Annotated in this window: 16 protein-coding genes; all 16 read left to right on the top strand. The window is 70.0% G+C overall.

Features of this window, described 5'->3' with window-relative positions; translation table 11 throughout:
• The first annotated feature begins 3 nt into the window (after positions 1-3).
• The 16 genes from RZE77_RS28445 to RZE77_RS28370 are packed head-to-tail and all read left to right on the top strand — an operon-like array spanning position 4 to position 15,096.
• Positions 4-870 (top strand): hydrogenase expression/formation protein, encoded by an 867-nt coding sequence (locus RZE77_RS28445; RefSeq protein ID WP_319435339.1) that lies wholly within the window; start codon positions 4-6, stop codon positions 868-870.
• Positions 852-1,109: a rubredoxin gene (locus RZE77_RS28440; protein ID WP_319443054.1), complete on the top strand. Its 258-nt coding sequence runs from the start codon at positions 852-854 to the stop codon at positions 1,107-1,109. Before RZE77_RS28445 ends, RZE77_RS28440 begins: the two co-directional genes overlap by 19 nt.
• Positions 1,106-1,639 (top strand): [NiFe]-hydrogenase assembly chaperone HybE, encoded by a 534-nt coding sequence (gene hybE / locus RZE77_RS28435; RefSeq protein WP_307641914.1) that lies wholly within the window; start codon positions 1,106-1,108, stop codon positions 1,637-1,639. Before RZE77_RS28440 ends, hybE begins: the two co-directional genes overlap by 4 nt.
• Positions 1,636-2,769 (top strand): hypothetical protein, encoded by a 1,134-nt coding sequence (locus tag RZE77_RS28430; RefSeq protein WP_319443053.1) that lies wholly within the window; start codon positions 1,636-1,638, stop codon positions 2,767-2,769. Before hybE ends, RZE77_RS28430 begins: the two co-directional genes overlap by 4 nt.
• Entirely contained in the window at positions 2,762-3,109 is a 348-nt protein-coding gene (gene hypA, locus RZE77_RS28425) for a hydrogenase maturation nickel metallochaperone HypA (protein WP_319443052.1), read from the top strand. Before RZE77_RS28430 ends, hypA begins: the two co-directional genes overlap by 8 nt.
• 11 nt (positions 3,110-3,120) lie before the next feature.
• Positions 3,121-3,966: a hydrogenase nickel incorporation protein HypB gene (hypB, locus tag RZE77_RS28420; RefSeq protein ID WP_319435092.1), complete on the top strand. Its 846-nt coding sequence runs from the start codon at positions 3,121-3,123 to the stop codon at positions 3,964-3,966.
• Between the two features lie 5 nt (positions 3,967-3,971).
• Positions 3,972-5,120 (top strand): Kae1-like domain-containing protein, encoded by a 1,149-nt coding sequence (locus tag RZE77_RS28415; protein ID WP_319443051.1) that lies wholly within the window; start codon positions 3,972-3,974, stop codon positions 5,118-5,120.
• Positions 5,111-5,356 (top strand): HypC/HybG/HupF family hydrogenase formation chaperone, encoded by a 246-nt coding sequence (locus tag RZE77_RS28410; RefSeq protein WP_319435089.1) that lies wholly within the window; start codon positions 5,111-5,113, stop codon positions 5,354-5,356. The genes RZE77_RS28415 and RZE77_RS28410 overlap by 10 nt, the downstream gene beginning before the upstream one ends.
• On the top strand, positions 5,353-6,501 hold the full coding sequence (gene hypD, locus RZE77_RS28405) for a hydrogenase formation protein HypD (RefSeq protein ID WP_319435087.1): 1,149 nt from the start codon (positions 5,353-5,355) through the stop codon (positions 6,499-6,501). The genes RZE77_RS28410 and hypD overlap by 4 nt, the downstream gene beginning before the upstream one ends.
• Positions 6,498-7,541: a hydrogenase expression/formation protein HypE gene (gene hypE / locus RZE77_RS28400; RefSeq protein WP_319435085.1), complete on the top strand. Its 1,044-nt coding sequence runs from the start codon at positions 6,498-6,500 to the stop codon at positions 7,539-7,541. Before hypD ends, hypE begins: the two co-directional genes overlap by 4 nt.
• A 31-nt stretch (positions 7,542-7,572) precedes the next feature.
• Positions 7,573-8,052, top strand: a complete 480-nt coding sequence (locus tag RZE77_RS28395) for a hypothetical protein (RefSeq protein WP_319435083.1) — start codon at positions 7,573-7,575, stop codon at positions 8,050-8,052.
• A gap of 1 nt (position 8,053) precedes the next feature.
• Positions 8,054-9,814, top strand: a complete 1,761-nt coding sequence (locus RZE77_RS28390; protein ID WP_319435081.1) for an enoyl-CoA hydratase-related protein — start codon at positions 8,054-8,056, stop codon at positions 9,812-9,814.
• A complete protein-coding gene (locus RZE77_RS28385) occupies positions 9,811-11,259 on the top strand; it encodes a sigma-54-dependent transcriptional regulator (RefSeq protein ID WP_319443050.1) in 1,449 nt (482 codons plus the stop codon). Before RZE77_RS28390 ends, RZE77_RS28385 begins: the two co-directional genes overlap by 4 nt.
• 4 nt (positions 11,260-11,263) lie before the next feature.
• Positions 11,264-12,280, top strand: a complete 1,017-nt coding sequence (locus tag RZE77_RS28380) for an NADH-quinone oxidoreductase subunit B family protein (protein ID WP_319443049.1) — start codon at positions 11,264-11,266, stop codon at positions 12,278-12,280.
• Positions 12,281-12,289: 9 nt separating this feature from the next.
• The gene (locus RZE77_RS28375; RefSeq protein WP_319443048.1) at positions 12,290-13,747 is read left to right on the top strand and encodes a nickel-dependent hydrogenase large subunit; all 1,458 of its coding nucleotides are present in this window, start codon (positions 12,290-12,292) and stop codon (positions 13,745-13,747) included.
• Complete coding sequence (locus tag RZE77_RS28370; protein WP_319435072.1) at positions 13,747-15,096, top strand: PAS domain-containing sensor histidine kinase; 1,350 nt, start codon at positions 13,747-13,749, stop codon at positions 15,094-15,096. Before RZE77_RS28375 ends, RZE77_RS28370 begins: the two co-directional genes overlap by 1 nt.
• Positions 15,097-15,174: the final 78 nt, after the last annotated feature.

The following is a 15,174-nucleotide window of genomic DNA, read 5'->3' as shown; positions in this document are numbered from 1 at the left end:
ATGATGAAAGACTTTCCGATTCCGGTACGCACCATCGGCCCCGGCTCGCAGCCCGAGGAAGAAGAGCTTGCCTACATGCCCATGCCGCAGGGCATGGAAACCTTCCGCGCGCCCGCGCTGCCGGAGCCCGAGGAACTCGCGGCCCACCATTTGGCACGCGCGGCGCTGCGCGATGCGCTCGCGCAGCTGGCGATCGTCTGCCGTGAAGGCGGCAACCGCCGCATCGCGCTGGACGGTCTCGCGCCGGGCGATCTCGCCCTCGTCAACCAGGTCCTCGGCGAGGGCGAAGTCAGCGCCCTGGTGCGGCACGAGGGCACGCCGCCGCGCGAGCTGCGGGTGCAGGAGTCCGTCTTCGCGGGCGTCTGGCGCGTCATCGGGTCGCTGGACGGCGTTGTCGCGAGCGACAGCATCGAGCTTGGCGCCATCCCCGATGCACTCAAGGCCGTCGCCCGCGAGGACGTCGCGCCCGAGGTGCCGAGGTGGTCCGGCCCGCTGCCGCCCAACGTGCAGAACGCGCCCGCCCTGCTGGCCGAGATCGAGGACCATTGGCGCGCCTGGGTGCCGGGCTGCCCGGCGCAGGTCATCAACCTCACGCTGCTGCCGATGTCGGTGGAGGACATCGGCTTTCTCGACCATCACCTGGGCACCGGCCGCGTGCTCATCCTGTCGCGCGGCTATGGCAACTGCCGCATCTCGAACACCCGCGTGCCGAACTGCTGGCGGGTCGTCTACTACAACTCGCAGGACGTGGTGATCCTGAACACGGTCGAGGTGGGCGACCTGCCGGAAGTCGCGCAGGCCGCGCGCGAGGACCTGGAGGATTCCCATGAGCGGCTGGCCGAGGTGCTGCAATGGATCGAGAGCGCGTGACCACGGCCGGCCCCCTGCGCTTCGAGGGCAGCTATCTTGGCGACCGCGCGAAGCTGGGCGCGTCGGCGCGGCTCGAATGCAAGATCTGCTGGTGGGTGTACGACCCGGCAGAGGGCGACGAGACCTGGCAGATCGCCCCCGGTACGGCCTTTACCGCGCTGCCGGCCTACTGGCGCTGCCCCCAATGCGACGGCGACGCCGACCAGTTCATGGTGCTCGACAACGTGGGCGGCCCATGACCCACACCCACGGCGCCGGACACGACGAACTGACGCTGCGCACGCGTGCCTTCGAAGCATCGTTCGACGGCATCGCGCGCGCCCGCATGGCCGGCCTGCCCTTCATGAACAATGCACTGCGCGTGGAGGCTGTCGACTTCAGGCTCGAACCCTCGCGCGGGCCCGATCCGGTGCAGCGCACTCCGGAATCCGCCCATGCGGCCGGCGTGCTGGTGACGCCCTGGTTCATGAACCTCGTGCGGTTCCCGCTCGTGCGCCGCGACATGCCGGCAGGGGTCGGCACGATGCGCGTGCGCAAGGTCGGACACGAGCAATTCACCTTCACCGGCGCGCACGAAGACAGCTTCGGGTCGTTCGAGGCCTGCTCGCTGTTCTCGCCCGTGTTCGAGTTCGGCACGCAGGCCGATGCGATCGCCACCGCCTCGGCGCTGCTGGCGCAGCTGCGCCAGCCTGCTGCTGCACGACCGGCCGCACCGGCGCGCCGCAGCTTCCTGCTCGGCCGCGGTGCCACGCAGAGGCAGGCCCCGTGACCACCCTGCCCTCCCTTGCCGGCACGCTGCGGGTGCGGCCGGGCCTGCCGCGCCCGCACAACCTGGCCAGCGACCGCCGCGCGCTCGCGGGGCTGCTGTTGGCGGGCCGGTCCGTGGTCGAAGCGCCGCACATGCTGGCCAGCCTGTTCACCCTGTGCGGCCATGCGCATCTCCTGTGCGCCACGCTGGCGCTGGCCGCGGCGCGAGGGCAGGACGCATCCGCATCGGCTGCGCAGCGGCGCGCGCTGCGCCGGGAGACGGCGCGCGATCACGCCTTGCGCATCGGCCTGGACTGGCCGGTCGAACTGTACGTACCGGGGGCGCTGCCGGCCTGGGCCGACAGCAGCCACCGGTCGTTGCGGGGCTGTCCCTGGCTGGCCGAAGCACCGCGCCCGGAAGGCGACGCCATCGCCTGGCTCGCGGATCTCCTGGGCACCTCGCCGCTCGCCTGGCTGGCACTGTGGGAACGCGAGCCCGCCGAATGGCTCTCGCAATGGTGCGAACGCCAGCGCGGCTGGCTTCCCGCGCTGCTGCACGCCTGCGCGCCCCTCGCGAACGGCGTCCTGCAGGCAGCGCCGCCGCTGCGCGTGCACGGCAGCCCGTCCGGCCTGGGCGCCTTCGCGGCCGGCCTGGGCACCGCCTTCGAAGCGACCGCGCCCACCTGGCGCAGCCAGTGCGCCGAGACCGGAACCTGGACCCGCCTGCACGAGCCGCGCGCCGAGCTGCCCGCGAGCGCATGGGAGCGGTTCGGCGCCCGTATCGCCGACCTGGTGCGCCTTTCGCTGCCGGACGCAGCGGAACGCGGCGGCGCCGGGTGGCTCGCCGCGGGCGCGCTGCAGACCGGCATCGGCGAAGGGCTGGCATGGGTCGAAACGGCACGCGGCCTGCTGATCCATCGCGCGCGGGTCGACGGGCGGCCCGCCGACCCGCGCGTGGCCGGCTACGACGTCGTGGCCCCGACCGACTGGAACTTTCATTCCCGCGGCGCCGTGGCGCATGCGCTCGAACGCATGCCTGCGCAGGGCGGCGAAGCGGGTGCGTTGCTGCGCATCCTGATGGCCGCGTACGATCCGTGCGTGCGCTTCGAAGTCCCGTCGCGCACAGCCACCGCGGAGTTGCCCCATGCATGAAGCCAGCTTGGCCGGCGGAATCCTGAAGCTCGTCGAAGACGCGGCACGCCGCGAGGGATTCCGTCGCGTGACGGCCCTGCGGCTGGAGGCCGGCCAGCTCTCTGGCGTGGAGACGCGCGCCCTGCGCTTTGCGCTGGAGGCGATCGCACCGCGCACCTGCCTGGAGGGCGCGGCGATCGACATCCTCGAGCCCCCCGGCACCGCATGGTGCCTGCCCTGCGGCGCCAGTGTCCAGATCATGCGGCGCGGCGACGCCTGCCCCCGCTGCCGCAGCCATCAGCTCCAGGCCACGGGCGGCACCGAGCTGCGCGTGCTCGAACTGCAAGTCGAAGATTCATAAGGAGACCCATCATGTGTGTCGTTTGCGGATGCGCCGAGATCGAACATGAGCATGAACACAGCCATGACCATGACCACGGCCATGTTCATCCTCCTCGAGGCGACCTGCACTTCGGTGCCGGCGCGGCGCGCGTGTCGGTGCCCGGCCTGAGCCAGGAGCGCACCATCCGGCTCGAGGCCGACATCCTCGGAGAGAACAACCGCGTTGCCGCGCGCAACCGCGGCCACTTCGCGGCGCACGGCGTGAATGCGCTCAACCTGCTGTCCAGCCCCGGATCGGGCAAGACCACGCTGCTGTGCGCCACCATCGATGCGCTGCGGGTGCGCCATCCCGCCATGGACATCTCGGTCATCGAAGGCGACCAGCAGACGAGCTTCGACGCCGAGCGCATCCGGGCGACCGGCGTGCCGGCCATCCAGGTGAACACCGGCAAGGGCTGCCATCTGGACGCTCCCATGATCGAGCAGGCCTTCGCGCAGTTGCACCACCATGCGCATGGCCCTTCGCATGTGGACGAGCGCAGCCTGCTGTTCATCGAGAACGTCGGCAATCTGGTCTGTCCGGCCCTCTGGGACCTCGGCGAGGCCGCCAAGGTCGTGCTGCTGTCGGTCACCGAGGGCGAAGACAAGCCGCTCAAGTATCCCGACATGTTTGCGGCCGCGCGGCTGATGGTGCTCACCAAGACCGACCTGCTGCCGCACCTGCGCTTCGACGTCGCACGCTGCATCGAAGGCGCGCGCCGCGTGAACCCCGCCATCGAGGTCATCCAGTTGTCCGCCACCAGCGGCGAAGGCATGGCCGCCTGGCTCGATTGGCTCGCCGGTGCGGGTGGTGACACCCGCCACCTCGCGCACTGAAGCCGATGAAACAGCCGCTTCCCGCCGTGCTGGCCAGCGGGGCCTGGCTCAAGAACACCGCATGCCTGCTCGACCATGGGCAGGTGCACTGGTCTGCATTGCATGGCGACCTGCAGGATCCCGCGGCCTGCCGCCAGCTCGAGGCCTCGCTGCGGACACTCGCAGGCGAGGCGCGGGCGTCGGTGGCCGCCGTGGCGCATGACCTGCATCCCGACTTCTACAGCACGCGCATCGCCATCGCCCTGGCGGAGGAATGGGGCGTGCCGGCCATTGCCGTGCAACACCACCATGCGCACATCGCGGCGGTGATGGCCGAACACAGCCTCGACGAACCCGTCATCGGCCTGGCGCTCGACGGCGTGGGACTCGGCACCGACGGCACGGCCTGGGGCGGCGAACTGCTGCGGGTCAACGGCCATGGCTGGGAGCGCCTGGGAAGCCTGTGGCCGCTGGCGCTGCCCGGCGGCGATGCCGCGGCACGCGAGCCGTGGCGCATGGCCGCGTCCGCCCTGCACGCGCTCGGCGCCAACGACCAGATTGCCGCGCGCTTTTCGCCGAGCGTCGGGCCTGGCCTGGCGGCCGGCGTGCAGCGCATGCTCGCCAACGGATTGAATTGCCCCACCACAACCAGCGCCGGCCGCTGGTTCGATGCAGCGGCCGGTGCGCTGGGCTTGAGCATTCGGCAGGCCCACGAGGCCGAGGCCGCGATGGCCCTCGAAGCGGCGGCCGCACGCTGGCTGGCCAGGCACGACATCGTGGAGACGGCCATTTGGCCCGACACCCACCACCTGCGGCATCTCGACCTTCGCCCACTGCTCGCGCAATTGTTCGCCTGGCCCGAGCCGCAGCGCAATGCCGACGAAGCGGCCGCCTGGTTCCACATCCTGCTGGCCCAGGGCCTGGCGGGCTGGGCCGCCGCCGCGGCGCGCCAGACCGGCTGCCGCATCGTCTGCCTGGGCGGCGGCTGCTTTTTCAACGCGATCCTTCGCAGCCGCGTGACGCAGGCGCTCCAGGCGCATGGCCTTCGCGCCGTGTCGGCCGAGGCCATCGGTTGCGGCGACGCGGCCCTAGCGCTGGGCCAGGCCTGGGTCGCCGCCCATGGCCTGCGCAACGCACCCTCCCCCATTTCACGAGAAGCCATGCCATGTGCCTAGCCATTCCCACCCAACTGATCGAACTGCGCCCAGGCGCGCTGGGGCTGGTCGAACTCGGCGGCATCCGCAAGGAAATCTCGGTCGCACTGGTGCCTGAGGCGGCGGTCGGCGACTATGTGATCGTGCACGTCGGCCACGCGATCGGCCGGATCGACCCCGAAGAGGCCCGGCGCACGCTGGCCATGTTCGGCACGCTGGCGCAACTCGCCGCAACCAACGAGGCGGCCCTGCCATGAAATACATCGACGAGTTCCGCGACGGCGCCATCGCGAAGAAGATCCAGGCGCGACTTCGCGAAGAGGCGCAGCCCGGCCGGCAGTACAGCTTCATGGAATTCTGCGGCGGCCACACGCACGCGATCTCGCGCTACGGCATCGGCGAACTGCTGCCCCACAACGTGCGCATGATCCACGGTCCGGGATGCCCGGTGTGCGTGCTGCCGATCGGCCGCATCGACCTGGCGATCCAGCTCGCGCTCGAGCGCGGCGCCATCGTCTGCACCTACGGCGACACCATGCGCGTGCCGGCCTCCGGGGGCCTCTCGCTCGTTCGCGCGAAGGCCCGCGGAGGCGACATCCGCATGGTCTATTCGGGCGCCGATGCGCTCGAGATCGCACGCCGCGAGCCTGGCCGCGAAGTGGTGTTCTTCGCCATCGGCTTCGAGACCACCACGCCGCCGACCGCACTGACGATCCGCACCGCGCAGCAGGAAGGACTGAAGAACTTCAGCGTGCTGTGCTGCCATGTGCTGACGCCCTCCGCCATCACGCACATTCTCGAATCGCCCGAGGTCCGCCAATTTGGCACCGTGCCGATCGACGGCTTCGTCGGGCCGGCGCACGTCAGCATCGTGATCGGATCGGCGCCCTACGAGCATTTTGCGGAGGAGTATCGCAAACCGGTCGTGATTGCCGGCTTCGAGCCCCTCGACGTGATGCAGGCGGTGCTCATGCTCGTGCGGCAGGTCAACGAAGGCCGTGCCGAGGTGGAGAACGAATTCACCCGCGCGGTGAATCGCGACGGCAACCTGCATGCGCAGGCACTGGTCTCGCAGGTGTTCGAGCTGCGCAGCAGCTTCGAGTGGCGCGGCCTGGGCGAAGTGCCGTACAGCGCCCTGAAGATCCGCTCGGCGTTCGCGGAATTCGACGCCGAGCGCCGCTTCGGCCTGGGCTACCAGCCGGTGCCGGACAACAAGGCCTGCGAGTGCGGCGCGATCCTGCGCGGCGTCAAGAAGCCGACCGACTGCAAGATCTTCGGCACGGTCTGCACGCCGGAGAATCCGGTCGGCTCCTGCATGGTGTCCTCGGAGGGCGCATGCGCCGCGCACTACTCGTACGGGCGCTTCAAGGACATTGCGGTCAGGGTCGAGGTGGCCGCATGAAGAAGGACTACATCCGCCCGCTCGACATCCGCAACGGACGCGTCGACATGGGCCACGGGGCCGGCGGGCGGGCCGCGGCGCAGCTGATCGAGGAACTGTTCCTTGCCGCGTTCGACAACGAGTACCTTCGACAGGGCGACGACGGCGCGGCGCTGGCGATCCCGGTGGGTGCCAGGCTCGTGATGGCCACCGACGGCCACGTCGTCTCGCCGTTGTTCTTTTCCGGAGGCGACGTCGGTTCACTCTCGGTGCACGGCACGATCAACGACGTTGCGATGTGCGGCGCGGTGCCGCTCTACCTTGCGGCGAGCTTCATCCTCGAGGAAGGCTTTCCGCTCGCCGACCTGAAACGCATCGTCGACTCGATGGCCGCGGCCTCGCGCGCGGCCGGCGTGCCGGTGGTCACCGGCGACACCAAGGTGGTCGAGAAGGGCAAGGGCGACGGCGTGTTCATCAGCACCACCGGCGTCGGCGTCGTCGCCGCCGGCGTCCACGTCTCGGGCGCCAACGCGCGTCCGGGCGATGCGGTGCTGCTCTCGGGCACGATCGGCGAGCATGGCGTGGCGGTGCTGTCGAAGCGGGAATCGCTGGATTTCGAAACCACGGTCGCATCCGACAGCGCCGCGCTGCATGGCCTGGTGGCGGCGATGCTCGCGGCCTCGGACGGCGTGCGCGTGCTGCGCGACCCGACGCGCGGCGGCCTCGCGACCACGCTGAACGAGATCGCGCGCCAGTCCGGCGTGGGCATGCTGCTCGACGAAGCTGCGATCCCCGTGCTGCCGCAGGTCGAGGCGGCTTGCGAGCTGCTGGGGCTCGATCCGCTCTATGTCGCCAACGAAGGCAAGCTGGTTGCGATCTGCGCGCCCGACGCCGCGGAAGCGGTATTGGCGGCCATGCGCGCGCATCCACTCGGTGCGAATGCCGTGCGCATCGGCAGCGTCACCGAGGACCCCCACCGCTTCGTGCAAATGGAAACCAGCTTCGGCGGCCGGCGCGTCGTCGACTGGCTGAGCGGCGAGCAGTTGCCGCGCATCTGCTGAAAAGAAGGGCCACGTTGGGACCGAGGCAAAGATGGACGACGAGTCTTCCACACGCGTCTTCACCAAGACCGAGACCGGCCGGGCGGCGCTGGCCCGACGTTCGGCAACCGGCAGGGCCCGAACGGCGCTGATCCTCGTCAACGGCCAGGACAGCGTACAGGCGCTGCGCGCCAAGCTCGGGCCGGAGGCCGACGCCCTGGTCGGCGAACTGCAGCGGTGCGGGCTGGTCGAACTGCTGCGGCCGCCGCCGCAAGCCGCGGCGCTCCCGCCCTTGCAGGCCCCGCCTCCTCCGCGGATGGACGAATCCGCCCGCCTCGAGCCGCTCAAGCGCGAAGCGATGGTCCGGCTCGAACCGCATTTCGGCCCGGACGTCCCGATCGTCGCGGCAAGCTTGCTGGCCGCGACCGAGTCCGCTGCCTACAACATGGCGCTCGGCAAGATCGAGGCCCGGTTGGCGCTCTACCTTGGCAAGGCCCGCGCCGCGCAAGTGCTGGCCGGATTGCGGGGCTGAGATGGCGCCCGCCCCGCTGCGCATCCTGCTGCTGTGCCACAGCTTCAACAGCCTGAGCCAGCGCCTGTTCTGCGAGCTGCGTGCGCTCGGCCACGAGGTCTCGGTCGAGCTCGACATCGCCGACCGCGTCACCGAAGAGGCGATCGAGCTGTTCCGCCCCACCCTGGTGATCGCACCGTTCCTGAAGCGGCTGATCCAGCCTGCGGTATGGCAGCGCCAGCCCTGCCTGATCGTGCACCCCGGGCCGGTCGGTGACCGCGGCCCCGCGGCGCTCGACTGGGCGGTGCGCGAAAGCGAGGCCGGCTGGGGCGTGACCGTGCTGCAGGCCAACGAGGCCTTCGATGCGGGCCCGGTGTGGGCGCACGCCGGCTTTGCGATGCGGGCGGCCGCCAAAGGCAGCCTGTACCGGCGCGAAGTGGCCGAGGCGGCTGTCGATGCCGTGCTGCGCGCCGTGGCGCATTTTTCAGCCGGTGGCAGCGGCGGCGAAGGCGCGGAGCGGCCAGCGGCTTCGATCTGGCGCGGCCCACTTCGGCAGGCCGATCGGCGGATCGACTGGTCGAGCGACGCGTCGGCCATCGTGCTCGCCAAGATCCGCAGCGCCGATGGCCATCCGGGCGTGCAGGACGAGCTCTTCGGCCAGCCATGCCGCGTGTTCGACGCGCACGCCGCCACAACGGATGCACTTGACACCTCGCCGCCCGGCGCGTTGATCGGCCGGCGAGACGGGGCCGTGCTGCGCCGCACGATCGACGGCGCGGTGTGGATTGGCCACGCCAGCCTGGCGAGCGCCTGCGGCGGCAAGGCTTTCAAGCTGCCCTGCGATCTAGCCTTCGGCGCGGCCTTCGAAGCGCTGCCCGCCTTGAACGTGCCGCTGGAGCGCACGAGCGACGAATGGGGCGAAATCCGCTACCAGGAATTCGGCGCGCCGGGCGCCCGCGTGGGCTGCCTGTCGTTCGAGTTCTACAACGGCGCGATGTCGACGGCCCGATGCCGGCGCCTTCTGGCCGCCTGGCGCGATGCCGCGGCGCGCGACACGCGCGTGCTGATGCTCGCCGGCGGCGCCGACTTCTTCAGCAACGGCATCCACCTGAACTGCATCGAGGCGGCCTCCTACCGCGAGGGCGACAGCGCCGCCGACGAGTCGATGCGCAACATCGAGGCGATGGACGACCTCGCCGAAGCGGTCATCCGCACCACCGACCGGCTGACTGTCGCGCTGCTGCGCGGCAACGCCGCCGCCGGCGGGGCCTTCCTGGCACTCGCTGCCGACGAAGTCTGGGCGCACCGCGGCGTGGTGCTGAACCCTCACTACAAGAACATGGGCAACCTCTACGGTTCGGAGTACTGGACCTACCTGCTTCCACGTCGCCTCGGTGACGAGGGTGCGGCCGCGCTGATGGCCGGCCGTCTTCCGCTGGGCGCGCCGCAAGCCCGATCGATCGGGCTCATCGACCGGTGCATGGACGTGGCGGCAGCGGAGTTCGAGGCACTGGCAATCACCCATGCGACGGCACTGGCCGCGGCGCACAATATCGAGCAAAGAATCGCCGCAAAGGCGCGGCGGCGCAAGGACGACGAGACCGCGCGCCCTCTCGCTGACTACCGCCTTCATGAGCTTTCACGCATGCATCGCAACTTCTACGGCTTCGACCCGAGCTTTCATGTCGCGCGGTACCACTTCGTCCACAAGCTGCCCATGGCATGGACGCCTCGTCACCTGGCCCGGCACCGCGACGGCATGAACGCCGCGAGCGCCCGATGATGCCGGCAACGCCGGTCCCGACCGTCCTCGTCGTCGACGACGAGGTGCGCTCGCAGGACGCGATCCGCCGCACGCTCGACGAGGAGTTCGCCGTGCTGACGGCCAGCGATGCGGACGAGGCCCGCCGCCAGCTCGAGCGCCAACCGGTCAGCGTGATCCTGTGCGACCAGCGCATGCCCGGCGAGACCGGCGTCACCTTCCTGAAGGAGGTGCGCGAGCGCTGGCCCGACACGGTGCGCATCGTGATCTCGGGCTATACCGACTCTGAGGACATCATCGCGGGCATCAACGACGCCGGCATCTACCAGTACCTGCTCAAGCCGTGGGTCCCCGACCACCTGCTGCGCACGGTGCGCGATGCGGCCGAAGCCCAGATGCTCCAGCGCGACATGAACCGGCTCGACCTCGAGCTGCGCACCAGCACGCCGGTGCTGCGGCGCCGTGCCGCCAACAAGCTGGAGCGGGCGCGCACAGCCTTCGACTTCGATCGCATCGAGCGCGCCGACGGCAGCCCGCTCGACGCGGTGTGCGAGCTGGCGGCACGCGTCGCGCGCTACGACCTCAGCCTGCTGGTCCTGGGAGAGTCGGGCTCCGGCAAGGAGCTTATGGCACGCGCGGTCCATTACGCGAGCCCGCGCGCCGCCGGGCCGTTCGTGGTCGAGAACTGCGCCGCGATTCCGGACACGCTGCTCGAGTCAGAGCTTTTCGGCCACAAGCGCGGCGCGTTCACCGGTGCGTTCGAAGACCACGTCGGGTTGTTCCAGCGCGCCAACGGCGGCACCGTCTTCCTTGACGAAATCGGCGAGACCTCGGCCGCATTCCAGCTGCGCCTGCTGCGCGTGCTCCAGGAGGGCGAGGTGCGGCCCGTCGGCTCGCCGCGCACCGTGCCAGTCGACGTGCGCGTCATCGCGGCAACGCATCGCAACCTCGAGCAGCGTGTGCACGAAGGACATTTCCGCGAGGACCTGTTCTACCGCATCGCCTGCGTGACGCTCACGGTGCCGCCGCTGCGCGAGCGCGGCGGAGACATCGCGCCGATCGCGCGGCGGCTCGTGAACGAGGTGGGCGAGGCGCTGGGGCGGCCCGGCGCGGCGCTCTCGGACGAGGCGATGGCCTGCCTCATGACCTATCCCTGGCCCGGCAACATACGCGAGCTGCGCAACGAGATTTCGCGCGCGGTGGCGCTGAGCGCCGAGGACCTGATCGACGGCACCGCCTTCTCGACGCGCGTCCTGCAGGGCCAGGCGGGGCGCACCGCCACTGCGCAATCGCCGTCCCTGCCGGCCAGCGGCACGCTGGCCGAGCGGCTCGATGCGATCGAGGCCATGCTGCTGCGCGAGACGCTGCTGCGCAACCGCTGGAACAAGACCCGCGTGGCCAAGGAACTGGGACTGTCCCGGGTCGGCCTGCGCGGCAAGATGGCCCGCTTCGGGCTGGAAGGTTGAATCGATGGACACCACGATGCCGAACTTCAATGTCCTGTGGCTGCAGTCGGGCGGCTGCGGCGGCTGCAGCATGTCGCTTCTTTGCGCCGACACGGCGGACTTCCACGGCCAGCTGCGCGACGCGGGCATCAACCTGCTGTGGCATCCGTCGCTGTCGCTCGAAAGCGGCAGCGAGCTGATCGAACTGCTCGAGCGCGCCGCCGATGGCCGCCTGCGCGTCGATGCGCTGTGCATCGAAGGCTCGCTGCTGCGCGGCCCGAACAACACCGGGCGCTTCCATGTCCTTGCCGGCACCGGCATCCCGATGATCGACTGGGTGCGCCGGCTGGCCGCGACGGCGCGGCAGGTCGTGGCCATCGGCAGCTGCGCGGCATGGGGCGGCATCACCGCCGGCGGGAACAACCCGACCGACGCCTGCGGCCTCCAGTACGACGACGACCGCCCGGGCGGCCTGCTCGGCGCATCCTTCCGCAGCGGCAGCGGCCTGCCGGTCATCAACGTGGCGGGCTGCCCGACGCATCCGGGATGGGTGATCGACAGCCTCATGGCGCTGGCCGCCGGCCAGTTCTCCGCGGCCGACCTGGACCCGCTGAACCGGCCGCGGTTCTACGCCGACCAGCTGGTGCACCACGGCTGCACCCGCAACGAGTACTACGAGTTCAAGGCCAGTGCCGAGAAGCCCTCAGACCTGGGCTGCATGATGGAGCACATGGGCTGCAAGGGCACGCAGGTGCATGCCGACTGCAACACGCGGCTGTGGAACGGAGAAGGGTCCTGCACCCGCGGCGGCTACGCCTGCATCGCCTGCACCGAGCCGGGCTTCCAGGAGCCGGGGCACCCGTTCCACGAGACGCCCAAGATCGCCGGCATTCCCATCGGCCTGCCGACGGACATGCCCAAGGCCTGGTTCGTCGCGCTGGCATCGCTGTCGAAGTCGGCCACTCCCAAGCGCGTGAAGGCCAACGCCACCGCCGACCACCTCAAGGTGGCGCCCGCGGTGCGCAAGACCCGCCTGCGCTAGGCTGATGCGATGACACGCCTGCTGGTCGGTCCTTTCAACCGTGTCGAGGGAGACCTGGAGGTCACGCTCGAGATCGAGGATGGACGCGTGTCGTCCGCCCGCGTGAACTCGCCGATGTACCGGGGCTTCGAGCAGCTCCTGCAGGGCAAGCGGCCGCACGATGCGCTGGTCTACGTGCCGCGCATCTGCGGCATCTGCTCGGTGTCGCAGTCGGTCGCCTCGGCCCGCGCGCTCGCCGACATGGGCGGCCTGTCCATCCCGCCCAACGGGCAGCACGTGACCAACGTGATCCTGGCCACCGAGAACATCGCCGACCACCTGACACATTTCTACCTGTTCTTCATGCCCGACTTCACACGGGCCGTGTACGCCGGACGGCCCTGGCATGTGGAAGCCCTGCGCCGCTTCGACCCCACCACCGGCGAGCAGGTGCGCCAGGCCATCGCGGCGCGGCAGCGCTGGTTCACGATGCTCGGCCTCCTGGCCGGCAAGTGGCCGCACACGCAGAGCATCGAGCCCGGCGGCTCCACGCGGGCCGTCGATAGCGCCGAGCGCACGCGCCTGCTGGCGCGCATCCGGGAGTTCCGGCGCTTTCTCGAGCAGCAGCTGTTTGCCGCGCCACTGGAGCAGGTGCTCTCGCTTGCGAACGCCGAAGACCTGTGGGACTGGGATGCACGGGCGCCTCTTCGAGGAGATTTCAGGATGTTCCTGGCCATTGCGCGAGACGCCGGCCTGATGGGCCTCGGCGAAGGGCCGGGCCGCTACCTGAGCTACGGCGCTTACCCGCAACCCGGCGCCGCGTTCGTGTTCCCGCGCGGCGTCTGGCGCGCCGAGAGCAGCAGCCTCGGTCCGCTCGACGAGCGCGGCATCCGCGAGGACGCGACGCATGCCTGGCTTGCGGACGACGGCGGTCCGCGTCATCCCTGCGACGGCCTGACGGTGCCCGCCGTCGACAAGCCGGGCGCCTACACCTGGAACAAGGCGCCCCGGCTGGCCGGCGAGGTGGTCGAAACCGGCGCGATCGCGCGGCAGCTCGCCGCCGGCCATCCGCTCGTGCGCGACATGGTGGAGCAGCATGGCGGCACCGTCTTCACGCGCGTGCTGGCACGCCTGCTGGAGCTCGCGCAGGTGGTGCCGATGATGGAGCAATGGATGCTCGCATTGGCGCCCGGCGAGCCGTATTGCGCGAGCGGCGCGTTGCCCGACGAGGGCACCGGCATCGGCCTGAGCGAAGCAGCGCGCGGCAGCTTGGGGCACTGGATCTCGGTGCGGCGCGGCCAGATCGAGAATTACCAGATCGTTGCACCGACCACCTGGAACTTCTCTCCGCGAGACGCCGCCGGCACCCCGGGTGCCCTTGAAAGCGCGCTCGAAGGCGCGCCGGTGCACGAAGGCGAGACGACGCCCGTCTCGGTGCAGCACATCGTGCGCTCCTTCGATCCGTGCATGGTCTGCACCGTCCACTGATGCCGCCGCGCCGCACCGAACGCCCGAGGGCAGCGCCGCATGGCGTGGATGACGCCACCTGGCTGGACGTGATCCAGAAGATGGACGAGGTCTACTCGCAGCTGGTTCAGGACGAGGTCGAGCTCGAGAAGAAGAACGAGGAACTCGAGCAATCGCAGCAGTTCATCTTCAGCATCCTGTCCGCCATGTCGGACGTGCTGCTGGTCTGCACCGAAAAGGGCGAGATCGAGGAAACCAACGCGGCCTTGTGCGAACTGGTCGGGCGCAGCGACGCCGACCTGCGCGGCACCTCCCTCCTCGCCCTGCTGGCGGACGCCGGCAGCATCGCGCGGGCGCATGCGGTGCTCATGAACGCCAGCCCCACCCGGCGCGGCGAGACGATCGAGCTGAACCTCCTGGCCGCCGACGGAAGCAGCGTGCCGGTCGACGCCAACTGCACGCCGCGCGCCACGCCTTCGGGTCGCCGTGTCGGCACGGTGTTCGTCGCTCGGCCGACGGCCGAACTGCGCCGCGCCTACCAGGAACTGCGCTCGGCGCACGACGCGCTCAAGCAGACCCAGCAGCAGCTCCTGCATTCAGAAAAGATGGCGTCGCTGGGCCGGCTGGTGGCGGGCGTAGCGCACGAACTCAACAACCCGATCAGCTTCGTGCTCGGCAACGTGCATGCGCTGAGTCGCTACAGCGACAAGCTGCGCACCTACATAGCGGCCGTTCACGAGGACAAGGACCCGCAGGCCTTGCTCGAACTGCGCAACCAGCTCCGCATCGAGCATCTGCTCGACGACCTGCCGTCGCTCATCGAGGGCACGCTGGAGGGCGCGCAGCGCACCGCGGCCATCGTGAACGGCCTGAAGCGGTTCTCGGCCATGGATCCGGAAGAACGGAAACGTGTGGATCTCAACGACGTGGCCGAACGTGCCATTCTCTGGGTGTCCAAAGGCACGTCGCAGCCGCTGAAGGTCGATTGGCAACCGGCTTCGCCATGCCTGGTCGAAGGCAGCCTCGGACAATTGCAGCAGGTCGTGATGAACCTGATCCAGAACGCCGTGGATGCGGCCAGCACGGCCCAGCCTCCGCGTGCACCGCATCTGTGGATCCACGCCCGCGCCGGCGCCACGAACAACCTGCTGTCCGTGCGCGACAACGGACCGGGGATCGCGCCGGAATTGCTGTCCCGAATCTTCGATCCGTTCTTCACCACCAAGCCGGTCGGCAAGGGCACCGGGCTCGGCCTGTCCATCAGCTACGGAATCATCGAGCAGCACGGCGGAACGTTGCGCGCTCGCAATCACCCGGAAGGCGGCGCGGAGTTCACGGTCGAGCTGCCTGCAGTGAACGGAGCGAGCTGAAGCCGCCGCTCGCTGGAATCAGTGGATCTCGCCCAGTGCCCGGCGCACCAATTCGTCCGCCGCACCCGGCCTGAGTAG

Origin of the sequence: Variovorax sp. SPNA7 (genome assembly GCF_033807855.1) — a bacterium.
In the GTDB taxonomy this organism is placed as follows: Bacteria; Pseudomonadota; Gammaproteobacteria; order Burkholderiales; family Burkholderiaceae_C; genus Variovorax; species Variovorax beijingensis.
The sequence above is the reverse complement of the archived record's forward strand: the minus strand, read 5'-3'. Positions and strand labels throughout refer to the sequence as shown.